Origin of the sequence: Pseudomonas sp. SO81 (genome assembly GCF_030374125.1) — a bacterium.
Taxonomy (GTDB): Bacteria; Pseudomonadota; Gammaproteobacteria; order Pseudomonadales; family Pseudomonadaceae; genus Aquipseudomonas.
Genome location: NZ_CP126126.1, coordinates 3,346,856 through 3,367,373, shown reverse-complemented (window position 1 = coordinate 3,367,373; position 20,518 = coordinate 3,346,856). Strand labels below are relative to the sequence as shown.

Here is a 20,518-nt window from a genome sequence, read left to right as displayed (position 1 = left end):
GCCATGTCCACACTCACCCTCTCCGCTCGCCCCGACCTCGGCCTGCTGCTCCTGCGCGCAACCCTAGCCGGCATGTGGCTCAGCCACGGCCTGCTGCTCAAGCTGCTGACCTATGGCGCCGCCGGGCTGAGCGCCTGGCTGATCGAAACCGGTCTGCCCGGGGCCCTAGCCTGGCCACTGATCCTGGCCGAGAGCCTCGGCGGCCTGCTGATCCTGCTGGGCCTGCAGGGCCGCTGGGTCTCCCTCGCCCTGTTGCCGATCCTGTTCGGGGCCATCTGGGTACACGCGGCCAACGGCTGGGTGTTCAGCAATGCCGGTGGCGGCTGGGAATACCCGCTGTTCCTGGCCGGCGCTTCGCTGGCGCATGTGCTGCTGGGCGACGGCCGCCTGGCCCTCAAGCGGTGAGCGCCATGCTCCCCCTGCAACTGGTCAGCCACCCGCTCTGCCCCTATGTGCAGCGGGCCGCCATCGTCATGGCGGAAAAGGGCATCGCCTTCAGCCGTACCGACATCGACCTTGCCCACAAGCCGGACTGGTTCCTGCGCCTGTCGCCGCTGGGCAAGGTGCCCCTGCTGCGGGTCGACGGGCACACGCTGTTCGAGTCCGGGCCCATCGTCGAGTACCTGGAGGAGATCGCAGAGCCGAAGCTGCACCCGCAACAGCCGCTGCAGCGGGCCCGCCACCGCGCCTGGATGGAGTTCGCCTCGGCCCTGCTGAACGACATTGCCACGCTCTACCGGGCCACCCCGGAGCGCTTCGACGAGGCGCTGCAGCGGGTGCGCCAACGCCTCGCGGAGCTGGAGCGGGCGCTCGGCGACGGGCCCTTCTTTGGCGGCAAGGCCTTCTGCCTGGTCGATGCACTGTTCGCCCCGGTGCTGCGCTACTGGGAGGTCTTCGACCTGCTGGCGGAGTCGCGTCTGCCACCGCAACTGGCCCGTCTGAACGCCTGGCGCCAGGTCCTACGGCGGCGCCCCAGCGTGGTCGCCGCGGTGACGCCCGACTACCCGCAGCGCCTGCGCGACTTCATCGAGGCGCTGCCGGGCAGCCACTTGGGCGCGCGGCTGCGCGCGCTGCACCCGCCGCTCAGTCCAGCAGGCGGCGCAGCTCCTCGCTGAGCGGCATCGGCTGGAACGCGCTGACTCGTGCCCGCCCGCTGTTGCCCAGCGGCACCCACAGGCGCGAGAAGAGCAGCGCGGCGAAGATGCGCGGCAGCTGCCCGACCACCTCGCGCCAATCGCGCAGCTGCCAGCCGGCACGCAGCATCAGCCAGTGCGCACGGGCATGCGCCAGTGACAGACGCTGGCCGAGGATATGCGCCCGCTCCAGCCAAGTCAGGGCGACGTTCGGCTCGCCCCGCCCCAACGCCATCTCGGCCTCATCAAAGGCCTCGCGCAGCGCTAACCCCAGTTCAGTGCGCATGACCGTGGCCATCCTTCAGCTCACCATCGGCCTGGCGCAGCACCTGCACGGCGGCAGTTATCGCCAAAGTAGCCATGATGCTGGCGACGATCAGGTCTGGCCAGGCGCTACCGGTACCGAACACCCCCAGCGCCGCCGCCAGCACAGCGAGGTTGCCTAGAGCATCGTTGCGGGTGCACAACCAGACACTGCGCATATTGCTGTCGCCGTCGCGGTAGGCATACAGCAGCACCGCCACGCCGACATTGGCCAGCAACGCCAGGCCGCCCACCACGCCCATGGTCGGTGCACTCGGCACCGCACCCTGCGACCAGTGCCACAACGCCGCGCCCAGCACGCCGAGGCCGAACAGCAGCATGCTCGCCGCCTTGAACTGCGCCGCGCGGGCCCGCCAGCTCAGGGCCATGCCCAGCACCCAGAGGCTGATGGTGTAGTTGGCGGAGTCACCGAGAAAGTCCAGCGAGTCGGCCAGCAACGATACCGAGCCGGCCTTGAGGCCCGCGCCTATCTCCACGGCGAACATCAGCAGGTTGACCGCCAGGGCGATCCACAGGATGCGCCGGTAGCGCCTGGAGCGCAGCGCGGCTTCAGGCGATTCGTGATTGCAACAGTGAGCACCCATTTGGCATCTCCTCTATCCAGGTGCAGACTAGGCTAAACCCTGTAGTAACTACGGAGTCAACATGGGCAAACCCATCACCATCGGCGTGCTCGCCCGCGACAGCGGCGTCAATCTGGAAACCATCCGTTTCTACGAGCGCAGCGGCCTGCTGCCGGCGCCGCAACGCAGTGCCTCGGGCTACCGCCATTACCAGGATATGGATGTGCGCAGGCTGCGCTTCATCCGCCGCGGCCGCGAACTGGGCTTCAGTCTGGAAGAAATCCGCAGCCTGCTGGACCTCGCCGCCCACCCGGAGAGCCCCTGCGCCAGCGCCGATCAGATGGTCAGCGAACACCTCGACACCATCGCCGCGCGCATACGCGACCTACAGAACATGCAGGCCGAGCTGAACAAGCTGTCCGGCTGCCAGAGCGGGCATGCCGAGCATTGTCGGCTGCTGGAGGCGCTGGACGATCGCGACTGCTGCCTCCCGGCCGAGCAGCATTGACCGAAGGCCCCAGCGGAAGAATGCTGCCGGAGCCCTCTCGACTTCCCGCGCCGGGCCGAGGTCAGGGCCGGGTACGCTCGTAGGCCCCCAGATCGCAGACGGCGGTACCGTCGCCATCACCGTCGTGCGGGCGGCTAACCGCACGCTGATCGGCAGACGTACAGTTTCCAACCCCGACATCAATGGCCGGACTGCCGCGCTTCAGTGCGTGGGTCCAGGTCGTGCCGCTGTAGTCGGCCAGCGGGTAGAGCACCGTGCTCCAGGTCAGCGCATCATCCGTGGGCAGGTCGCTGGCGCAGTTGCCCTGATCGGTACCCAGCAGCAGCCCGTGCGCCAGGTAACTGCCGCTGTTGGCACAGTTGGCCGGCATGCCCTCGAGACGATTGCCGGCAACCAGGCTGTTGCGCAGCACCAGGTGGCCGACGTTGCTCAGGGCCAGGCCTTCGTTGCCGGCGATGGTGACGTTGACCAGCTTGGCCTGGGCCTGGGCATCCTCGGCATAGCCACTGATGCCGTTGGCCAGCACGCCGTTGGTGTCGGTGCCCGTGTTGCCGCTGAGGGTGCTGTTGGCCAGGGTCAATACGCCGCCCTTGCGATTGGCGATGGCCGCGCCACCGCCATTATCAATCGAAAGGCCCGCGGCGTTGCCCACGAAGGTGCTCCGTGCGACGTCCGCGTGGCCCTGGTTGTACAGCGCACCGCCCTGGGCGAGATCGGTGTCATCGTAGTCGGCAGCGATATTGTCGCGGAAGGTGGTATCGCGGACCTGGACGGTCCCCAGGTTGAAAATCGCCCCACCCAGGCCGTAGAAGCCCTGCTTGCCGATGGACAGGTTGCCTTCGAACAGCGCCTGGCTGACGGTCAGGGTGCCGTAGTTGGCAATCGCCCCGCCCTCGCCTTCGATGCCGGCACTGGAGCGGTTGCCGATAAAGCTGACCTGCTGCACCAGCGCCCGGCCACGGTTGCGCAAGGCACCGCCCTGGGTATCGGAAAGACCGTCGCGCAGCGTGAGCCGGCGCAGGCTCAACGAGGCACCCTCGACCACCTCGATCAGTCTGTCGCCGGTGAGCGGCTCGCCGGTACTGCGGATGATGGTTTCAGCCTGGCCGGCGCCGACGATCGTCAGCTCACCGCGGATATCCAGATCACCACGAACACACTCGTTCTCATCGGGATCGGGATCGGTTTCCTGGTTCCAGATCGGATCGCTCAGGGTCAGGGTGTAGGTCCCGCTACGCAGCAGGATGCGCGTGGGCCCGGGCGTTTGATTGGCGCGGTGGATGGCCTCGCGCAGCGAGCAGTCACTGACACAGGCGGGATCGAAGCGGTCATCCGTTCGGCTCACGGTAATGACGTTCTCTGCCATGACCAATGGCGAACACAGACCAAGGAAAAGCGCGGCACCAGCGGATTTTGACGCGAACATACGAGACTGCCTCTGAGACATGAAGCCTTGTTGGAGACAACTGGGTACCGGTAAAGACAGGACAAAATGCAGGCCCCGGGCTTGCCGCGCACGCAGGTTGGATCACCCGCAAGCCACCGCAGACGGCAGGCTGACCAGTGGGAAGCGAGGGGCAGCACTTGATCGAAAGCGGCGGGACGCTGCTGGCACCCACCCGAAAGCCCCTGCGCGCCGCCACCCGGTTCGCCGGGGTGTACGCCAACAGCGGTACTTCAACAGCAAACCGGCAAGGATGCTGCCTGAACCTTAATAGGCCAAACAGAACAGAGACTCGTATGTGAGCAGGATGTTCAACCGGAAATACTGCCGCCGATCCGTTTTTTGCGTCGAATCAATGACGCCAGTTGCGCACCAGCTCCTCGGCCTCCTGCAACGAGTCGAAGCCGGTCAGGGCTACACGACCATCAAGCACCGGCTCCTCGACGATCGGCGCCAGGCGCAGTTCGCCGTCGACCACGAAGGCCAGGGGCTGGCCGAGGTGCTGGCGGGTAACGTCGGCCAGGGTAGCGCGGCCTTTTTCATTCAGGGTCAGCACCACGGCCGGCTCGCCGGCAGGCGTGAAGGCCATCTCTGCCTGCTGCACATCCGCCTCGGTCAGCACCGGCTGCGGCGCCACCCACAGGCGCACGCCGCTGTGGCGATCGGTCATCGCCTGCAGGCCATCGGCGCTGGCGGTACGGGCAGGGTGAATTCCGAGCTGGTGCTCCGCGGAAGGCAGGCGTGCCTCGCTGGCGCAGCCGGCCAGCAGGGTCAGCGCCAGTGCCGCGAGCAGCGCCCTCACGCCGGCACCAGCATTGCTTCGGCCACCGCCTTGCGCTTGGCCTTGCCCACCAGTTGCTCGACCAGGGTCAGGGCGAATTCCAGCGCCGTGGCCGGGCCCTGGCTGGTGATGCAGTTGCCGTCGACCACCACCGGCGCGTCGACGAAAGTGCAGCCGGACAGGCGGTCGCTGAATGCCGGGTAGCAGGTCATCCGTCGTTGCTTGAGCACGCCGTAGCCCTGCAGGGCCAGGGCCGGGGCGGCGCAGATGGCGGCGAACAGCTTGCCGGCCCCAGCCTGCTCGCGGACCTTGTCGGCCAGCGGCTGGTGGTCGGCCAGGTGCTGGGCACCGGGCATGCCGCCGGGCAGCACGATCAGATCGAAGTCCTGGGCCAGCACATCCACCAGCATGGCGTCGGCCGTCACCCGGGTGCCGCGGGCGCAGGTGAACATGCGGCGGTTCTCGATGCTTGCGACTACTACCTCCACTTCGGCGCGGCGCAACACGTCGATCAAGGTGATGGTCTCGAGGTCTTCCACGCCGTCGGCGACGGCGATCAGGGCGCGACTGGTCATCTGCTGGCTCCTCGGACGGAAACCGATGCTGTCCGTCCGGTCATAAATTCACCGCTCGGGGGTGAGCTGGTATAGTGCGCGGCTTTTCCGGACCAGGCCGAATCTGCGCTCGTTCTTCGTCGAGCTGGCAGCCTTTGTGCTTTGCTTTCGCACAGTCCACAACCCTTGCCGCACCAGCCCTACGGGAGCCCACCATGCTGGAAAAGCTGTTCCAACTCAAGGCGCACAACACCACGGTGCGCACCGAAATCCTGGCCGGTGTCACCACCTTCCTGACCATGGCCTACATCCTCTTCGTCAACCCGGCGATCCTCGGAGAGACCGGCATGGACAAAGGTGCGATCTTCGTCGCCACCTGCCTGGCCGCGGCCATCGGCTCGGCGCTGATGGGACTGATCGCCAACTACCCGATCGCCCTGGCGCCCGGCATGGGCCTCAACGCCTTCTTCACCTACACCGTGGTGCTGCACATGGGCCACAGTTGGCAGGTGGCCCTGGGCGCGGTGTTCATCTCCGCCACCCTGTTCTTCCTGCTGTCGATCTTCCGCATCCGCGAATGGATCGTGAACAGTATTCCGCTGCCGCTGCGCTCGGCCATCGCCGCCGGCATCGGCCTGTTCCTGGCGCTGATCGCGCTGAAGGAAGCCGGCCTGGTGGTGGACAATCCGGCCACCCTGGTCGGCCTCGGTGACCTGCACGCCCCCGGCCCGCTGCTGGCGATCCTCGGCTTCTTCCTGATCGTCGCCCTCGAGGCTCGTCGCGTCACCGGCGCGGTTATGATTGGCATTCTGGTCGTCACCGCCATCGCTATCGGCCTGGGCGTAACCCCGTTCGGTGGCATCGTGTCCATGCCGCCGTCGCTGGCACCGACCTTCCTGCAGCTGGATATCATGGGCGCGCTGGACGTGGGCATGATCAGCGTGATCTTCGCCTTCCTGTTCGTCGACCTGTTCGACAACACCGGCACCCTGATCGGCGTGGCCAAGCGCGCCGGCCTGATGAGCAAGGACGGCCACCTGCCGAAGATGGGCCGCGCCCTGATCGCCGACAGCGCCGCCGCCATGGGCGGTTCGCTGCTCGGCACCAGCACCACCACCAGCTATATCGAATCCGCCTCGGGCGTGGCCGCCGGCGGCCGTACCGGCCTCACCGCCATCGTGGTAGCAGTTCTGTTCCTCCTGGCGCTGTTCTTCGCCCCGCTGGCCGGCACCGTGCCCGCCTTCGCCACCGCACCGGCGCTGCTGTTCGTCGCCGTGCTGATGACCTCGGGCCTGGCCGAAATCGACTGGGACGACATCACCGTCGCCGCGCCGGTGGTGATCACCGCCCTGGCCATGCCGCTGACCTTCTCCATCGCCAACGGCATCGCTTTCGGCTTCATCGCCTGGGTGGTGATCAAGGCCCTGGCCGGTCGCTTCAAGGAGATCAACCCGGCGCTGGTGGTACTGGCCGCGATCTTCGTCGCCAAGTTCGCCTTCGGCGTCAACGCATGAGTCAGGTGCGTGACGCGGCGGCCTACGCCGCCCAGCTGGAAGAGAAGGTCGCCCGCCTGCGCGAGCTGCTTGCGCCCTTCGCCGCTCCGGAACCTGCGGTATTCGACTCGCCGGGCGAGCACTACCGCCTGCGTGCCGAGTTCCGCCTGTGGCGCGAGCAGGAAGAGCGGCACTATGCAATGTTCGCCGCCGGCGACAAGCACACGCCGATCCTGATCGACGAGTTCCCCATCGCCAGCCTGCGCATCAACGAGCTGATGCCGCAGCTGAAAGCGGCCTGGCAGGCCAGCCGGGTGCTGTCGTTCAAGCTGTTCCAGGTAGAGTTCCTCACCACCCTGGCCGGTGATGCGCTGATCACCCTGTGCTATCACCGCCCGCTGGACGCCGAATGGCAGGCCGAGGCCGAGCAGTTGGCGACCAAGCTGGGCGTCAGCCTGGTCGGCCGCTCGCGTGGCCAGCGCCTGGTGATCGGCCGCGACTACGTGCAGGAAGAAATGCAGGTGGCCGGGCGCACCTTCCGCTACCGCCAGCCCGAAGGCGCGTTCACCCAGCCAAACGGCCTGGTCTGCCAGAAGATGCTCGATTGGGCCCATGAAGCCCTAGGCCAGCGTGACGACGACCTGCTGGAGCTGTACTGCGGCAACGGCAACTTCACCCTGCCGCTGTCGACCCGCGTCAGAAAGGTGCTGGCCACCGAGATCAGCAAGAGTTCGGTGAACGCCGCGCTGGCCAACCTGGCCGACAACGGCATCGACAACATCGAGCTGGTGCGCCTGAGTGCCGAGGAGCTGACCCAGGCCCTCAACGAAGTGCGGCCGTTCCGCCGCCTGGCCGACATCGACCTGAAGTCCTACGACTTCGGCGCCGTGTTCGTCGACCCGCCGCGCGCCGGCATGGACCCGGACACCTGCGAGCTGACCCGACGCTTCGACAATATCCTGTACATCTCCTGCAACCCGGAGACCCTGGCTGCCAATATCGCCCAACTCAACGATACCCACCGTATCGAGCGCTGCGCGCTGTTCGACCAGTTCCCCTGGACGCACCATATGGAGTCCGGCGTGCTGCTGGTACGCCGCTGAGACGTAGGGCGGATGTAACCCGCGAGGCAGTCTTCGCGGGTTTCATCCGCTCTACAAAAAAGCCCCGGCATGCCGGGGCTTTTTCATTTCAGGTCGACCTTCAGTCGGCCGGCGCGGCCGCCAGCTGGGTCTGCCCATGCCAGCCGCCGCCGAGGGCCTTGTACAGGTTGACCTCGCTGGTCAGCTGGTTGAGGCGGTCGCCGATCAGTTGCTGCTGGGCGCTGAACAGCTGGCGCTGGGCGTCGAGCAGGGTCAGGTAGCTGTCCACCCCGGTGCGGAAGCGGCGCTCGGCGAGGCGGTAGTACTCCTCGCTGGTGCCGACCAGGGCGCGCTGGGCGCTGAGCTGCTGTTCGTAGGTGGTGCGTGCGGCCAGACCGTCGGCGACTTCCTGGAAGGCGGTCTGGATCGCCTTCTCGTAGCTCGCCACCTGGATGTTCTTCTGCACCTCGGCGTAGTCGAGGTTGGCCGCAAGGCGCCCCGCCGTGAAGATCGGCAGGTTGATCTGCGGCTGGAACAGCCAACTGCCGGAACCACCGTCGAACAGGCCGGACAGCTCGCTGCTGGCGCTGCCGGCGTTGGCGGTCAGGCTGATGCTGGGGAAGAACGCCGCACGCGACGCGCCGATGCTGGCGTTGGCGGCCTTGAGCTGATGCTCGGCCTGGAGCAGGTCCGGGCGACGCTGCAGCAGCTCGGACGGCAGCCCGGCCGGCACTTCGGCCAGCAGGTCGGCGTTCAGCACTTCACCTTGGGGCAGGTCGGCCGGCACCCCGGCGCCGAGCAGCAGGGCCAGGGCGTTGCGGTCCTGGGCGACCAGGCGGCTGTACTGCGCCAGGCTGGCCTCGGCGCTCTGCACCGCGGTGCGCGCCTGGCTCAGCGACAGCGCGTCGGCCACGCCGACATTGAAGCTGCGCTCGGTCAGGGCGTAGCTCTTGCGGTAGGTGTCCAGGGTGTCGCGGGTCAGCTGCAGCAGCTGCTGGTCGGCCTGCAGGGTCAGGTAGGCATTGGCCACGCTGGCCACCAGGCTGATCTGCGTACTGCGCTGCGCCTCTTCGCTGGCGAAGTACAGCTCCAGGGCCTGCTCGTCGAGGCTGCGCAGGCGGCCAAAGAAGTCGATTTCCCAGGCGCTGGTGCCGACCGTGGCGCTGTACTGGCTGCTGGTGGTGGCCTCGCCGGAAGATGACAGGTCGCCCGGCAGGCGCTGGCGGGTACCGCTGCCGGCGGCGGAAATGCTGGGGAACAGCTCCGAGCGCTGGATGCGGTGCTGGGCGCGGTAGGCGTCGACATTCAGCGCGGCGATGCGCAGGTCGCGGTTGTTGGCCAGCGCGGCCTCCACCAGTTGCTGCAGCGCCGGATCGCGGAAGAACTCGCGCCAGCCCAGGGCGGCGGCCGCCACATCGGTCTGCGCGGCACCGTTGCCGGTGTAGGCCGCACCTTGGGGCCAGGCACCGTCGACCGGTGCCTCCGGGCGCTGGTAATCGGGAATCAGGCTGCAGCCGCCGAGCAACACGCTGGCGACGGCAAGGGACAACAGGGACTGCCTCACTGGACGGCCTCCTCTGTGATGGCATCTTTGCTGCGCTTGTCCTTGAACAGCGAGCAGACCAGAACGTAGAACAGCGGCACCCAGAAGATCGCCAGCACGGTCGCGGTGAGCATGCCGCCGATCACGCCGGTACCGATGGCGTGCTGGCTGCCGGAACCGGCACCGCTGGAGATCGCCATCGGCACCACGCCGAGGATGAACGCCAGCGAGGTCATGATGATCGGGCGCAGGCGCATGCGGCAGGCCTCCACCGCCGCGTCGAACAGGCTCTTGCCCTGCTCGTGCAGCTCCTTGGCGAACTCGACGATGAGGATGGCGTTCTTCGCCGACAGGCCGATGGTGGTGAGCAGGCCGACCTGGAAGAACACGTCGTTGGAGAGGCCACGCAGGCTGGTGAACAGCAGCGCACCGATGATGCCCAGCGGCACCACCAGCATCACCGAGAACGGGATCGACCAGCTCTCGTACAGCGCCGCCAGGCAGAGGAACACCACCAGCAGCGACAGGGCATACAGCGCCGGGGCCTGGGCGCCGGACAGGCGCTCCTCGTAGGACAGCCCGGTCCAGGAATAGCCGATACCCGCCGGCAGCTGGGCGATGATCTGCTCGACCGCCGCCATGGCCTCGCCCGAGCTGTGCCCCGGCGCCGGCTCACCGAGGATCTCGATGGCCGGTACGCCGTTGTAGCGGGACAGCTTGGGCGCGCCGTAGATCCACTCGCCGGAGGCGAAGGCGCTGAACGGCACCATCGCGCCCTGGTCGTTACGCACGTACCACTTGCCGAGGTCGTCCGGGTTCATCCGCGCCTCGGGCACGCCCTGCAGGTAGACCTTCTTCACCCGGCCACGGTCGATGAAGTCGTTGACGTAGCTGGCACCCCAGGCGATGGACACGGTGTTGTTGATGTCCGCCAGCGACACGCCGTGGGCACGGGCCTTCTCGTCGTCGATCTGCAGCTGGTACTGCGGCTCGTCGTACAGGCCGTTGGCGCGCACGCGGGCCAGCACCGGGTTGTTCTTCGCCAGTTCGAGGAATTTGTCCCGCGCGGCGTTGAGCTGCTCGTGGCCGACGCCGGCACGGTCCTGGAGGAAGAAGTTGAAGCCGGTGGCGTTGCCCAGCTCCAGCACCGCCGGCGGCGCGAAGGCGAACACCATGGCGTCGCGGAAGCTGAAGAAGCGCTGCTGGGCGCGCTGGGCCAGGCTGAACACGCTGTGCTCGGCGCCCGGCCGCTCTTCCCAGGGCTTGAGCATGATGAAGGCCATGCCCGAGCTCTGCCCGCGACCGGCGAAGTTGAAGCCGGTGACGGTGAACACCGACTTCACCGTGTCCTTCTCCGCGTCCAGCAGGTACTCGCGCATCTGGTCGACCACCGCCTGGGTGCGCTCGGCACTGGCGCCGGCCGGGGTCTGCACCTGGGCGAACAGCACGCCCTGGTCTTCCTCGGGCAGGAAGGCGGTGGGGATGCGGGTGAACATCCAGGCCATGATCGCGACGATCACCAGGTACAGCAGGATGTACGGCGCCTTGCGCTTGAGGATGGCGCGCACGCCGCGCTCGTAGCCGTTGACGCTACGGTCGAAGGTGCGGTTGAACCAGCCAAAGAAGCCGCGCTTGGGCGCGTGGTGGCCCTTGGCGATGGGCTTGAGCATGGTGGCGCAGAGCGCCGGGGTGAACACCAGGGCGACCAGCACCGACAGCGCCATGGCCGAGACGATGGTGATCGAGAACTGCTTGTAGATCACCCCGGTGGAGCCACCGAAGAAGGCCATCGGCAGGAACACCGCCGACAGCACCAGGGCGATGCCGACCAGCGCGCCCTGGATCTGGCCCATAGACTTGCGCGTGGCCTCCAGCGGCGACAGGCCTTCCTCGGCCATCACCCGCTCGACGTTCTCCACCACCACGATGGCGTCGTCCACCAGCAGGCCGATGGCCAGGACCATGGCGAACATGGTCAGGGTGTTGATGGTGAAGCCGAACATCGCCAGCACGCCGAAGGTGCCGAGCAGCACCACCGGCACCGCCAGGGTGGGGATGATGGTGGCGCGCAGGTTCTGCAGGAACAGGAACATCACCAGGAACACCAGCACGATGGCTTCGCCCAGGGTGTGCAGCACGCCCTCGATGGAGGCCGAGACCACCGGCGTGGTGTCGTAGGGGAACACCACTTCCATGCCGGCGGGGAAGAACGGCTTGAGCTGGTCGATGGTGGCGCGGATCGCCCTGGCGGTGTCCAGCGCGTTGGCGCCGGTGGCCAGCTTGATCGCCATGCCCGAGGCCGGCTTGCCGTTGAACTGGGCGCTGATGGCGTAGTTCTCGCCGCCCAGCTCGACCCGGGCGACATCGCGCAGGCGCACCTGGGAGCCGTCGCGGTTGACCTTGAGCAGAATGGCGCCGAACTGCTCGGGCGTCTGCAGTCGGGTCTTGCCGATGATGGTGGCGTTCAGCTGGGTACCCGGCGAGGCCGGCAGGCCACCGAGCTGGCCGGAGGAGACCTGGACGTTCTGCGCCTGGATCGCGCTCTTCACGTCCACCGGGGTCAGCTGGTAGTTGTTCAGCCTGGCCGGATGGAGCCAGATGCGCATGGCGTACTGCGAGCCGAACACCTGGAAGTCGCCCACGCCCTTGGTGCGCGAGAGCGGGTCCTGCATGTTGGAGACGATGTAGTTGGACAGGTCGTTCTTGTCCATGGAGCCGTCGGCCGAGACCACGCCGATCACCAGCAGGAAGTTCTTCACTGCCTTGGTCACGCGGATGCCCTGCTGCTGCACCTCCTGCGGCAGCAACGGGGTGGCCAGCTGCAGCTTGTTCTGCACCTGCACCTGGGCGATGTCCGGGTTGGTGCCCTGCTCGAAGGTGGCGGTAATGGTCATGCTGCCGTCGGAGTTGCTCTCCGAGCTGATATAGCGCAGACCGTCGATGCCGTTGAGCTGCTGCTCGATCACCTGCACCACGGTGTCCTGCACCGTCTGCGCCGAGGCGCCAGGGTAGCTGACCTGGATGCCGACGGCGGGCGCGGCGATGCTCGGGTATTGGTTGATCGGCAGTTTGAGGATGGCCAGGCCACCCGCCAGCATGATCACCAGGGCGATCACCCAGGCGAAGATCGGCCGGTCGATGAAGAACTTCGACATGCGCGGCGCTCCTTAGTGACGCTGGGCCAGGTCGGGATCGACCGACTTGGTTTCGGCGACATTGGTCGCGGGCGCGGTCTGTACTTCGGCGCCGGGGCGCACGAACTGCAGGCCTTCGGTGATCAGCTTGTCACCCGGGTTGAGGCCCTTGGTCACCAGCCAGCGGTCGCCCACGGTGCGGTCGGCCTCCAGCTGACGCAGCTCGACCTTGTTCTCGGCGTTCACCACCAGCGCGGTGGCCTGGCCCTTGAGGTCGCGGGTGATGCCCTGCTGCGGCGCGAGGATGGCCTGCTGGCGCACGCCGGAGCTGAGCTGGGCATGCACGAACATGCCCGGCAGCAGGTCGTGCTCGGGGTTGGGGAACACGGCGCGCAGGGTCACCGAGCCGGTGCCTTCGTCCACCGACACCTCGGAGAATTCCAGGGTGCCCTCGTGGGCGTACTCGCTGCCGTCTTCCAGCTTCAGCCTGACCTTGGCGGCATTGGCGCCGGCCTTCGCCAGCTGCCCGCTGGCCATTTCGCGGCGCAGGCGCAGCAGGTCCTTGGTCGGCTGGGTGACGTCGACGTAGATCGGGTCGAGCTGCTGGATGGTGGCCAGCGCGGCGGCCTGGCCGTTGTTGACCAGCGCGCCCTCGGTGACGGCAGAACGGCCGACGCGACCGGAGATCGGCGCCAGCACCTTGGTGTAGCGCAGGTCGATGCGCGCCCGCTCCAGCGCCGCCTCGGCGGAGAGCTGGGCGGCCTTGGCCTCGTCATAGGCCTGCTTGCTCACCGCCTGGTCGCTGACCAGATCCGCGTAGCGCTCGGCCAGCGACTGGGTCGAGGCCAGGGTGGCCTGGGCGCTCTTGTAGCTGGCCTGGTACACGGCCGGATCGATCTGATACAGCTGCTGCCCGACCTTGACCTCGGAGCCTTCCTTGAACAGGCGCTTCTGCAGAATGCCGTCGACCTGCGGGCGCACTTCGGCGATGCGATAGGCGCTGGTGCGCCCCGGCAGCTCGGCGGTCAGGGTGAATGGCTGCGCCTGCAGGGTGACGATTCCCACCTGGGGCGTCTGCGCGGCGGGCGGCGCGGCGCCCTCCTTGCAACCGGCGAGCACCAACGTAGCCAGAGCGACGGCGGAAACCATGGCTGTGTAGGCTGGTTTCTTCTGCATCTGAAGCGACCTCATGTCAGAGACGGCCCGGCCAGAGGAGAACGGGCGTTGGGAAGGGAAACTGTTTAGCTGGCTAAGAAATATACTTACATACTAGAATGTTTGTAAACGCGAAATCTAACCGCTGAAACAACTTTTCCCAACCTTTACACACTGCCCAGCATGGTCCGACGCACCAAAGAAGAAGCCGAAGAAACCCGCCAGAGCATCCTCGACGCCGCCGAGCACCTGTTCCACGAGCGTGGGGTTTCGCGCACCTCGCTGGCCGATATCGCCAGCGCCGCGGGGGTGACGCGTGGCGCCATCTACTGGCACTTCGAGAACAAGGTCGACCTGTTCCAGGCCATGCTCGAACGCCTGCACCTGCCGCTGGAGGAGTTGGCCCAGGCCAGCGAACGCGAGGACGAACCGAACCCGCTGGGCCACACCCGCGAGCTGCTGGTGCGCCTGTTGCGCAACATCGAGCTGGACCCGCAGACCCGGCGCATCCAGGAGATCCTCGCGCACAAGTGCGAGTACACCGACGACCTCGGCGACCTGCGGCAGAAGATGCAGGCCCTGCATGTGGAGTGCGACGAGCGGATCGAGAAATCGTTACGCAATGCGGTCAGCAAGGGCCAACTGCCAGCCGACCTCGACTGCCGCCGCGCCACCCTGTGCCTGCACGGCTATATCCATGGCCTGCAGGCCAACTGGCTACTGGCGCCGGGTGGCGATTCCCTGGCGGCGCAGGCCGATCAGTTCGTCGACGCCCTACTCGACATGCTGCGCTGCAGCCACGCGCTACGCAGGCGTTGAGGCGCGTCGCAGCAGCCAGAAGGCGAGGCCGGCGGAGACGCCCTCGAACAACATGGCGTAGAGGTTGAAGGTCTGCTGCGCGCCGCCGTCCAGCCACAGGCCGCCGAGGCGCGCGACGAACAGGCTGGCGTAGAGCAGCACCAGCAGCATCAGTGCCGGACGCAGCAGGTCGGAACGCAGCAGCGCCAGCCCCAGCCACACCGCCAGCCCCAGCTGCAGGCCGCCGTAGTAGGCACGCACGTCGGTGACCGAGGCCGGCGCCATCAGCAACATGCCGCTGAGATTGGCCATCTCCTGGGGACGGATGAAGTAGGCCAGGCCGAAGCCGGCGAGTAGCAGGGCCTGGACGGCCAACAGGATGCGAGCAGGCAGCATCGGCGATCTCTCCTGGTAGGGACAGCGAGCATAGGCCGCGGCGTCGCAGACGGAAACAGTCCGCCACTGGGACGCCCCGGGCCGTGGCGCTATCCTGCGACGAATCCATCCTGCCGAGGAACCCGCCATGCGCCTCCTGCCTCTCGCCGCCCTGCTGTTCGCCAGCGCCACCCAGGCCGCCGAGCCCGTCACCATGGACGTCCATCGCGACGCCAACTGCGGCTGCTGCAAGGCCTGGATCAGCCATCTGGAAGAGAACGGCATCAAGGTCAACGACCATGTCGAGACCGACATGAGCGCGCTCAAGCAGCGCCTCGGCGTGCCGCCGCGCCTGGCCTCGTGCCACACCGGGGTGATCGACGGCAAGTTCGTCGAGGGCCACGTGCCGGCCCGCGACATCCTCGCCCTGCAGCGCCGCCCCGATCTGCTCGGCGCCGCCGTGCCGGGCATGCCGCACGGCTCGCCAGGCATGGAAACCGGGCGCGTGGACGCCTACCAGGTGATCGGTCTGGAAAAGGGCGGCAAGGAGAGCGTGCTGGCCGACTATCCGGCCAAGTGACCACGGGCTGGCGCGCACCGGTCGAGGCGACGACACTAACAGCCTCGACGGACTGAAGGAGCGCGGCCATGCGCTGGGAACGAGGTAGACGCAGCGACAACGTGGTGGACGCCCGCGGCGGCGGCATGCGCTTCGGCGGCGGCAAGGGCCTGAGCCTGGGCGGCATCGCCATCGTCGTGGTGGTCGGCCTGCTGATGGGCCAGGACCCGCTGACCATCCTCGGCAACGTGGTCAACCAGGGCATGCAGCAGGGTGCCGCGGTGCAGGAACAGCGCGCACCGGCGGCCAACGCCCCGCAGAGCGAATTCGTCCGCGCCGTGCTCGGCGACACCGAGGACACCTGGCGCGCCATCTTTCAGGCCTCCGGCAAGCAGTACCAGGACCCCAAACTAATCCTCTTCAGCGGCGGCGTGCGCTCGGCCTGCGGCTTCGCCGATGCCGCCGTCGGCCCCTTCTACTGCCCCGGCGATCGCCAGGTCTATCTCGACCTGTCGTTCTTCCGCGAGATGGAGACCCGCTTCGCCGCCGCTGGCGACTTCGCCCAGGCCTACGTGATCGCCCACGAGGTCGGCCACCACGTGCAGACCCTGCTCGGCGTCTCGGCCAAGGTCAACGCGGCGCGCCAGCGTGGCGAGCGGGTGGAGGGCGACAACGGCCTGCTGGTGCGTCAGGAGCTGCAGGCCGACTGCCTGGCCGGCGTCTGGGCGCACCACGCCCAGCAGCGCCTGAACTGGTTGGAGCCGGGCGATCTGGAGGAGGCACTGAACGCCGCCAACGCCATCGGCGACGACCGCCTGCAGAAGCAGAGCCGCGGCACCGTGGTACCGGACTCCTTCACCCACGGCACCTCGGCCCAGCGCGTGCGCTGGTTCCGCACCGGCTTCGACAATGGCGAACCGGGGCGCTGCGATACCTTCAAGGCGACCCGCCTCTAGGCCTGGGCTTTTTCCTGGTAGGCCTTGGGCGACACGCCGAACCAGCCCTTGAACGCCTTGTAGAAGGCGCTCGGTTCGGCGAAGCCCAACTCGCGGCTGAGCTGCTCGATGCGGCAGTCCGCCTGGCGCAGGCGACGCAACGCATGCTCGCGGCGCACCTCGGCGAGCAGCTCGGAAAAGCTGCAGCCCTCCTCGCGCAGATGGCGATGCAGGGTCTGCCGGCTGGTGCGCAACCGCCGCGCCACCGCCTGCACCGAGAAGGCACCATCCACCAGTCCCAGTTCGATCAGGTGCAGCACCTGCTGGCGCAGGCTGTGGTGGCTCGGCAGCTGCGCCTGCATGTCGCTGACCCGTTGCAGCAGCAGGCCCTTGAGGTAGTCGTTGCCGCTGTGCAGCGGCAACTGCATGTCCGCCGCCGCCATCTCGATATAGTCCAGCGGCTCGCCGAAACGCACCGGGCAACCGAGGATCTGCCGGTAGCTGGCGGAGCCGGCCAGCGGCATATGGCGGAAGCCCACCAGCAACGGCAGCAGGCGCACGCCACTCATCTGCCGGCCCCAGCACAGGGCGGAGCTCAGGCTGTATTCGCAGGCGGGTGGATGGTTGACCAACGGCGCGGTGAACAGGAAGCAGATGCGCACCCGCTCGCCGAGCAGCTCCACGCGCAGGTTCTCGCATTCGCTCATCACCGGGCTGTGCTGGCTGAACAGCTGCAGCGCCTCGCCGATGGTCGCGCTCATCGCCGCCAGGCTGGCCACCGGCCCGCGGGTGCGCAGGCCTCGCTGCTGGCCGAGAAGCAGGCCGATATCGGGCGGCGCTCCGCGCTGCGCCGCCAGCTGCCACAGGCGCAGCAACCAGGCCACCGGGATGCGCGCCTCCAGGTCCAGGCGCGGCTCCGGCGCCAGGCCCAGCTCGGCGAGGTCGTCCGGCCCCACCAGCTGCAACTGGCGCAGGCTCTGGTAGAGGTCCAGCAGCAGCGACGCGGTGGCGCTCGGGGCGGAGTCCAGCATGGTCGGCAAATCCTTTCACCTGTGGCGGGGTCGCTCGATTGTGCGCCGCCCATGAGACGAATTGCCAGTCCCTTGCGACCGCAGGCTATCAACAGCCCGACGCGGCCTTGCGTAGATTGCGGGGAATAACAACAACACCCCAGGATCCGCCATGAGCCATCCCGCCGTCATCACCCTGCCGCGCCTGCTGTCGCGCGTGCCCTACCTGCTCGCCGGCCTGCCCGGCATCATCCGCGGCCTGCGCCTCGCCAGCCGCGCCCGGGGCAGCGCCGTCGGCGGCCTGGCCGACTGCGTGGAGCGCGCCACCCGCGGCAACCCCGACGGCATCGCCCTGATCCAGGGTGACGAACAGCTGACCTACGCCGAGTTCGACCAGTGGACCAACCGCCTGGCCCATCGCCTGCGCGCCGGCGGTCTGGAACAGGGCGACTGCGTCGTGCTGCTGATGGACAACCGCCTGGAGCTGCTGGCCTGCGTCACCGCCTGCGCCAAGCTCGGCGTGGTGGTGGCGCTGCTCAACAACAGCCAGCGCGGCCAGGTGCTGGCGCACAGCATCAACCTGGTGAAGCCGCGCGTCGCCCTGGTCGGCGAAGAGCTGCTGACAGCCTTCGAGGAGGTGCAGGAGCAGCTGCAGCTGCCGGCCGACGGTCGCTACTACTTCGCCGACCGCCCGACCTGGCGCGAGCCCGGCCAGGCCCCGAGCGGCTGGCAGCACCCGGCCGCCGACCTGGCCGCGCAAGCAGACAGCAAGCCGCTGCTGGCGCGCCCGGTGCAGGCCGAAGACCCTTGCTTCTACATCTACACCTCCGGCACCACCGGCCTGCCCAAGGCCGTGGTGTTCAACCACGGGCGCTTCCTCAAGGGCTACGGCATCTTCGGTTTCGGCGCCGTGCGCCTGGGCCGCTACGACCGTCTGTACTGCAGCCTGCCCTTCTACCACGCCACCGCCATGGTGGTGTGCTGGGGCTCGGTGCTGTCCGCCGGGGCGGCGCTGATCATGGTGCGGCGCTTCAGCGCCAGCCGCTTCCTCGACGAAGTGCGCCGCCACGGCGCCACCGCCTTCGGCTATGTCGGCGAGCTGTGCCGCTACCTGCTGGACCGCCCGGCCAGCCCGGACGACGCCGACAACCCGCTGCGCATCATGGTCGGTAACGGCATGCGCCCGGCCATCTGGGGCACCTTCAAGCAGCGCTTCGGCATCCAGCGAGTGGTCGAGTTCTACGCCTCCAGCGAGGGCAACATCGGCTTCACCAACCTGCTCAATCTGGACAACACGGTGGGCTTCACCCCCTATCCCTACGCCATCGTGCGCTACGACCGCGACAGCGAGGCGCCGCTGCGCGACGAACACGGCCGCCTGCAGCGGGTGAAGCCCGGCGAGCCCGGCCTGCTGATCGGCGAGATCACCGCGAAGACGCCCTTCCATGGCTACACCGACCCGGCCAAGACCGAGAGCTGCATCCTGCGTGACGTGTTCAAGCCCGGCGACGCCTGGTTCAACACCGGCGACCTGATGCTGCATCAGGGCTGGCGCCACGCCCAGTTCGTCGATCGCCTCGGCGACACCTTCCGCTGGAAGGGCGAGAACGTCTCCACCACCGAGGTGGAGACGGTGCTCGATGGCATCGAAGGCGTCGGCGAGGCGGTGGTCTACGGGGTGGAGATCGCCGGCACCAACGGCCGCGCCGGCATGGCCTGCATCCGCCTGGACCGTGCCCCGGCCGACTTCGACTTCCAGGGTCTGCTCGCCGAGCTGCGCCGCGAATTGCCGCACTATGCGGTGCCGCTGTTCCTGCGCCTGAGCGAGAAGATGGAGACCACCGGCACCTTCAAGCACAAGAAGGCGCCACTCAAGGACCAGGGTTTCGACCCGGCGCGCTGCACCGACCCGCTGTACGCCTGGCTACCCGGCACGGAGAGCTATGTGGCGGTCAACGCCGAGCTGCATACGGCGATTCAGGGCGGCGAGTATCGCTACTGAGGCCTCCCTCAGAAGCCGCCTGCGGGCGATTCACCCTCTCCCTCCGGGAGAGGGGCTAGGGGTGAGGGTATGGTGACCTCAAGGTATATCCGCTCCAGCACTGCTGGTAGCTCTAGCAACACGTCACGATTGCTGAAGCGCAGCACGCGAATGCCTTTGCCCTGCAAATACGCAGAACGCTGCCGATCATGCTTCTCCCCTTCATCCGCATAGTGCTGCCCGCCATCCAGATCGATGCCGAGATGCAGCTCTTCACAATAAAAATCCAACACATAAGGTGACAGCGGATGCTGGCGGCGGAACTTGCAGCCGGCCAACTGGCGGCTACGCAGGTGGCGCCAGAGCAGCGTCTCGGCATCGGTGGCTTCGCGCCTGAGCTGACAAGCGAATTCGAGTTGGTCGGGTTCTAGCGGGGACTTGTGGCGGGGCATGGCAGGAGTCCTTTCCTGATAGTCCGTGCAGCCTAGCAGTCCCTCACCCCTGCCCCTCTCCCAGAGGGAGAGGGGTTAGCCTCGCCAGCAGCTCGGAGCAGTCTGCAGCATGCATGTCAGTCAGCTCCGGCCAGGGATTGTCCGGCAGGTTGACCAGCACGCCCCGGGCCCCGGCGGCGCGGGCGCAGTCGAGGTCGAAGCGGTAGTCGCCGACCATCACCAGCTCGGCCGGCGCCACGCCCCAGCGTTCGGCCAGTTGCAGCAGGCCTTCCGGGTCCGGCTTGGGGATCGCCTCGCCGCGACCGATCACATCGGCCGTGTCGAAGCAGTCGCCGAGGCCGATGGCGGCCAGGGTCAGCAGCGCCAGTTCATGGGCGTTGCGGGTGAGGATGCCGAGGCGGCAGCCACGCTGGTGCAGCGCGCGCACTAGGTCCACGGCGCCAACAGCGGCCACCGAGCCAATGGCCAGTTCGCGCTCGTGCTCCAGCAGCCAGGCGTGCTTGGCCGCCGCCTCGTCGGCCGGCAGCGCGGCGAGGTGATGGAGGATGTCCTCGTCCTGGGGAATGCCTAGCGCCCGCTTGATCGCCGGGAAGTCATGCACGGCCACCGTCAGGGTGCCGTCCATATCGAAGACCCAGTGGCGGCAGTCCTGCAGGCGCATTTCCGTTTGTAGGGCGGGTGCAACCCGCGCGCG

The 20,518-nt window shown here is 67.6% G+C and carries 21 protein-coding genes; 9 read left to right on the top strand and 12 right to left on the bottom strand.

Features of this window, described 5'->3' with window-relative positions; genetic code table 11:
- Positions 1-3 precede the first annotated feature (3 nt).
- Together OH686_RS15720 and OH686_RS15715 are read left to right on the top strand one after the other, a co-directional pair.
- A complete protein-coding gene (locus OH686_RS15720; protein WP_289533788.1) occupies positions 4-405 on the top strand; it encodes a DoxX family membrane protein in 402 nt (133 codons plus the stop codon).
- Positions 406-410: 5 nt separating this feature from the next.
- Positions 411-1,115, top strand: a complete 705-nt coding sequence (locus OH686_RS15715; RefSeq protein WP_289533787.1) for a glutathione S-transferase family protein — start codon at positions 411-413, stop codon at positions 1,113-1,115.
- On the opposite strand, the gene OH686_RS15710 is transcribed toward OH686_RS15715, so the two are convergent.
- Together OH686_RS15710 and OH686_RS15705 are read right to left on the bottom strand one after the other, a co-directional pair.
- Positions 1,084-1,419: a DUF3703 domain-containing protein gene (locus tag OH686_RS15710; RefSeq protein ID WP_289533785.1), complete on the bottom strand. Its 336-nt coding sequence runs from the start codon at positions 1,417-1,419 to the stop codon at positions 1,084-1,086. The genes OH686_RS15715 and OH686_RS15710 overlap by 32 nt on opposite strands.
- Positions 1,409-2,041 (bottom strand): cation efflux transmembrane domain-containing protein, encoded by a 633-nt coding sequence (locus OH686_RS15705; protein WP_289533784.1) that lies wholly within the window; start codon positions 2,039-2,041, stop codon positions 1,409-1,411. The genes OH686_RS15710 and OH686_RS15705 overlap by 11 nt, the downstream gene beginning before the upstream one ends.
- A 61-nt stretch (positions 2,042-2,102) precedes the next feature.
- Here OH686_RS15705 and OH686_RS15700 point away from each other — a divergent pair, with 61 nt between their 5' ends.
- Positions 2,103-2,528, top strand: coding sequence for a MerR family DNA-binding protein (locus tag OH686_RS15700; RefSeq protein ID WP_289533783.1), 426 nt, complete (start codon positions 2,103-2,105; stop codon positions 2,526-2,528).
- A 61-nt stretch (positions 2,529-2,589) separates the two neighbouring features.
- On the opposite strand, the gene OH686_RS15695 is transcribed toward OH686_RS15700, so the two are convergent.
- From OH686_RS15695 to OH686_RS15685, 3 genes are all read right to left on the bottom strand, one after another.
- On the bottom strand, positions 2,590-3,873 hold the full coding sequence (locus OH686_RS15695; RefSeq protein ID WP_289533782.1) for a choice-of-anchor Q domain-containing protein: 1,284 nt from the start codon (positions 3,871-3,873) through the stop codon (positions 2,590-2,592).
- A gap of 451 nt (positions 3,874-4,324) precedes the next feature.
- Positions 4,325-4,774, bottom strand: a complete 450-nt coding sequence (locus tag OH686_RS15690) for a SecDF P1 head subdomain-containing protein (protein ID WP_289533781.1) — start codon at positions 4,772-4,774, stop codon at positions 4,325-4,327.
- Entirely contained in the window at positions 4,771-5,328 is a 558-nt protein-coding gene (locus OH686_RS15685; protein ID WP_289533779.1) for a DJ-1 family glyoxalase III, read from the bottom strand. The genes OH686_RS15690 and OH686_RS15685 overlap by 4 nt, the downstream gene beginning before the upstream one ends.
- Before the next feature lie 194 nt (positions 5,329-5,522).
- On the opposite strand from OH686_RS15685, the gene OH686_RS15680 reads away from it, so the two are divergent.
- Positions 5,523-6,821, top strand: coding sequence for an NCS2 family permease (locus tag OH686_RS15680; protein WP_289533777.1), 1,299 nt, complete (start codon positions 5,523-5,525; stop codon positions 6,819-6,821).
- Entirely contained in the window at positions 6,818-7,903 is a 1,086-nt protein-coding gene (trmA, locus tag OH686_RS15675; RefSeq protein ID WP_289533775.1) for a tRNA (uridine(54)-C5)-methyltransferase TrmA, read from the top strand. Before OH686_RS15680 ends, trmA begins: the two co-directional genes overlap by 4 nt.
- A gap of 100 nt (positions 7,904-8,003) precedes the next feature.
- Here trmA and adeC read toward each other — a convergent pair whose 3' ends face one another.
- The 3 genes from adeC to OH686_RS15660 are packed head-to-tail and all read right to left on the bottom strand — an operon-like array spanning position 8,004 to position 13,735.
- On the bottom strand, positions 8,004-9,446 hold the full coding sequence (gene adeC, locus OH686_RS15670; protein WP_289533773.1) for an AdeC/AdeK/OprM family multidrug efflux complex outer membrane factor: 1,443 nt from the start codon (positions 9,444-9,446) through the stop codon (positions 8,004-8,006).
- On the bottom strand, positions 9,443-12,580 hold the full coding sequence (locus OH686_RS15665; RefSeq protein WP_289533771.1) for an efflux RND transporter permease subunit: 3,138 nt from the start codon (positions 12,578-12,580) through the stop codon (positions 9,443-9,445). Before OH686_RS15665 ends, adeC begins: the two co-directional genes overlap by 4 nt.
- 12 nt (positions 12,581-12,592) lie before the next feature.
- A complete protein-coding gene (locus OH686_RS15660; RefSeq protein WP_289533770.1) occupies positions 12,593-13,735 on the bottom strand; it encodes an efflux RND transporter periplasmic adaptor subunit in 1,143 nt (380 codons plus the stop codon).
- A 162-nt stretch (positions 13,736-13,897) separates the two neighbouring features.
- Here OH686_RS15660 and OH686_RS15655 point away from each other — a divergent pair, with 162 nt between their 5' ends.
- Entirely contained in the window at positions 13,898-14,533 is a 636-nt protein-coding gene (locus tag OH686_RS15655; RefSeq protein ID WP_289533768.1) for a TetR family transcriptional regulator, read from the top strand.
- Here OH686_RS15655 and OH686_RS15650 read toward each other — a convergent pair.
- Entirely contained in the window at positions 14,519-14,908 is a 390-nt protein-coding gene (locus OH686_RS15650) for a DUF4345 domain-containing protein (protein ID WP_289533767.1), read from the bottom strand. The two genes, OH686_RS15655 and OH686_RS15650, sit on opposite strands and share 15 nt — an antisense overlap.
- Before the next feature lie 127 nt (positions 14,909-15,035).
- Between OH686_RS15650 and OH686_RS15645 the strand changes: the two genes are divergently transcribed.
- Both OH686_RS15645 and ypfJ read left to right on the top strand, forming a co-directional pair.
- Positions 15,036-15,467, top strand: coding sequence for a DUF411 domain-containing protein (locus OH686_RS15645; protein WP_289533765.1), 432 nt, complete (start codon positions 15,036-15,038; stop codon positions 15,465-15,467).
- A 68-nt stretch (positions 15,468-15,535) separates the two neighbouring features.
- Positions 15,536-16,402 carry a KPN_02809 family neutral zinc metallopeptidase gene (gene ypfJ, locus OH686_RS15640; protein ID WP_289533763.1) on the top strand — a complete coding sequence of 289 codons (867 nt, stop codon included), beginning with the start codon at positions 15,536-15,538 and terminating at the stop codon, positions 16,400-16,402.
- On the opposite strand, the gene OH686_RS15635 is transcribed toward ypfJ, so the two are convergent.
- Positions 16,399-17,412, bottom strand: coding sequence for an AraC family transcriptional regulator (locus OH686_RS15635; RefSeq protein ID WP_289533761.1), 1,014 nt, complete (start codon positions 17,410-17,412; stop codon positions 16,399-16,401). The genes ypfJ and OH686_RS15635 overlap by 4 nt on opposite strands.
- Positions 17,413-17,563: 151 nt before the next feature.
- On the opposite strand from OH686_RS15635, the gene OH686_RS15630 reads away from it, so the two are divergent.
- The gene (locus OH686_RS15630) at positions 17,564-19,393 is read left to right on the top strand and encodes a long-chain-acyl-CoA synthetase (protein ID WP_289533759.1); all 1,830 of its coding nucleotides are present in this window, start codon (positions 17,564-17,566) and stop codon (positions 19,391-19,393) included.
- A gap of 8 nt (positions 19,394-19,401) precedes the next feature.
- On the opposite strand, the gene OH686_RS15625 is transcribed toward OH686_RS15630, so the two are convergent.
- Together OH686_RS15625 and OH686_RS15620 are read right to left on the bottom strand one after the other, a co-directional pair.
- Positions 19,402-19,824: an endonuclease domain-containing protein gene (locus OH686_RS15625; protein WP_289533758.1), complete on the bottom strand. Its 423-nt coding sequence runs from the start codon at positions 19,822-19,824 to the stop codon at positions 19,402-19,404.
- Positions 19,825-19,867: 43 nt separating this feature from the next.
- Complete coding sequence (locus OH686_RS15620) at positions 19,868-20,485, bottom strand: HAD family hydrolase (RefSeq protein ID WP_289533756.1); 618 nt, start codon at positions 20,483-20,485, stop codon at positions 19,868-19,870.
- Between the last annotated feature and the right edge of the window lie 33 nt (positions 20,486-20,518).

Coding starts and splice junctions, on each gene's coding strand:
- OH686_RS15710 (WP_289533785.1), bottom strand. CDS start 1,419: ATGCGCACTGAACTGGGGTTAGCGCTGCGCGAGGCCTTTGATGAGGCC.
- OH686_RS15720 (WP_289533788.1), top strand. CDS start 4: ATGTCCACACTCACCCTCTCCGCTCGCCCCGACCTCGGCCTGCTGCTC.
- OH686_RS15680 (WP_289533777.1), top strand. CDS start 5,523: ATGCTGGAAAAGCTGTTCCAACTCAAGGCGCACAACACCACGGTGCGC.
- OH686_RS15715 (WP_289533787.1), top strand. CDS start 411: ATGCTCCCCCTGCAACTGGTCAGCCACCCGCTCTGCCCCTATGTGCAG.
- OH686_RS15705 (WP_289533784.1), bottom strand. CDS start 2,041: ATGGGTGCTCACTGTTGCAATCACGAATCGCCTGAAGCCGCGCTGCGC.
- OH686_RS15630 (WP_289533759.1), top strand. CDS start 17,564: ATGAGCCATCCCGCCGTCATCACCCTGCCGCGCCTGCTGTCGCGCGTG.
- OH686_RS15635 (WP_289533761.1), bottom strand. CDS start 17,412: ATGCTGGACTCCGCCCCGAGCGCCACCGCGTCGCTGCTGCTGGACCTC.
- ypfJ (WP_289533763.1), top strand. CDS start 15,536: ATGCGCTGGGAACGAGGTAGACGCAGCGACAACGTGGTGGACGCCCGC.
- OH686_RS15625 (WP_289533758.1), bottom strand. CDS start 19,824: ATGCCCCGCCACAAGTCCCCGCTAGAACCCGACCAACTCGAATTCGCT.
- OH686_RS15665 (WP_289533771.1), bottom strand. CDS start 12,580: ATGTCGAAGTTCTTCATCGACCGGCCGATCTTCGCCTGGGTGATCGCC.
- OH686_RS15650 (WP_289533767.1), bottom strand. CDS start 14,908: ATGCTGCCTGCTCGCATCCTGTTGGCCGTCCAGGCCCTGCTACTCGCC.
- OH686_RS15645 (WP_289533765.1), top strand. CDS start 15,036: ATGCGCCTCCTGCCTCTCGCCGCCCTGCTGTTCGCCAGCGCCACCCAG.
- OH686_RS15655 (WP_289533768.1), top strand. CDS start 13,898: ATGGTCCGACGCACCAAAGAAGAAGCCGAAGAAACCCGCCAGAGCATC.
- OH686_RS15620 (WP_289533756.1), bottom strand. CDS start 20,485: ATGCGCCTGCAGGACTGCCGCCACTGGGTCTTCGATATGGACGGCACC.
- OH686_RS15685 (WP_289533779.1), bottom strand. CDS start 5,328: ATGACCAGTCGCGCCCTGATCGCCGTCGCCGACGGCGTGGAAGACCTC.
- OH686_RS15700 (WP_289533783.1), top strand. CDS start 2,103: ATGGGCAAACCCATCACCATCGGCGTGCTCGCCCGCGACAGCGGCGTC.
- trmA (WP_289533775.1), top strand. CDS start 6,818: ATGAGTCAGGTGCGTGACGCGGCGGCCTACGCCGCCCAGCTGGAAGAG.
- OH686_RS15660 (WP_289533770.1), bottom strand. CDS start 13,735: ATGCAGAAGAAACCAGCCTACACAGCCATGGTTTCCGCCGTCGCTCTG.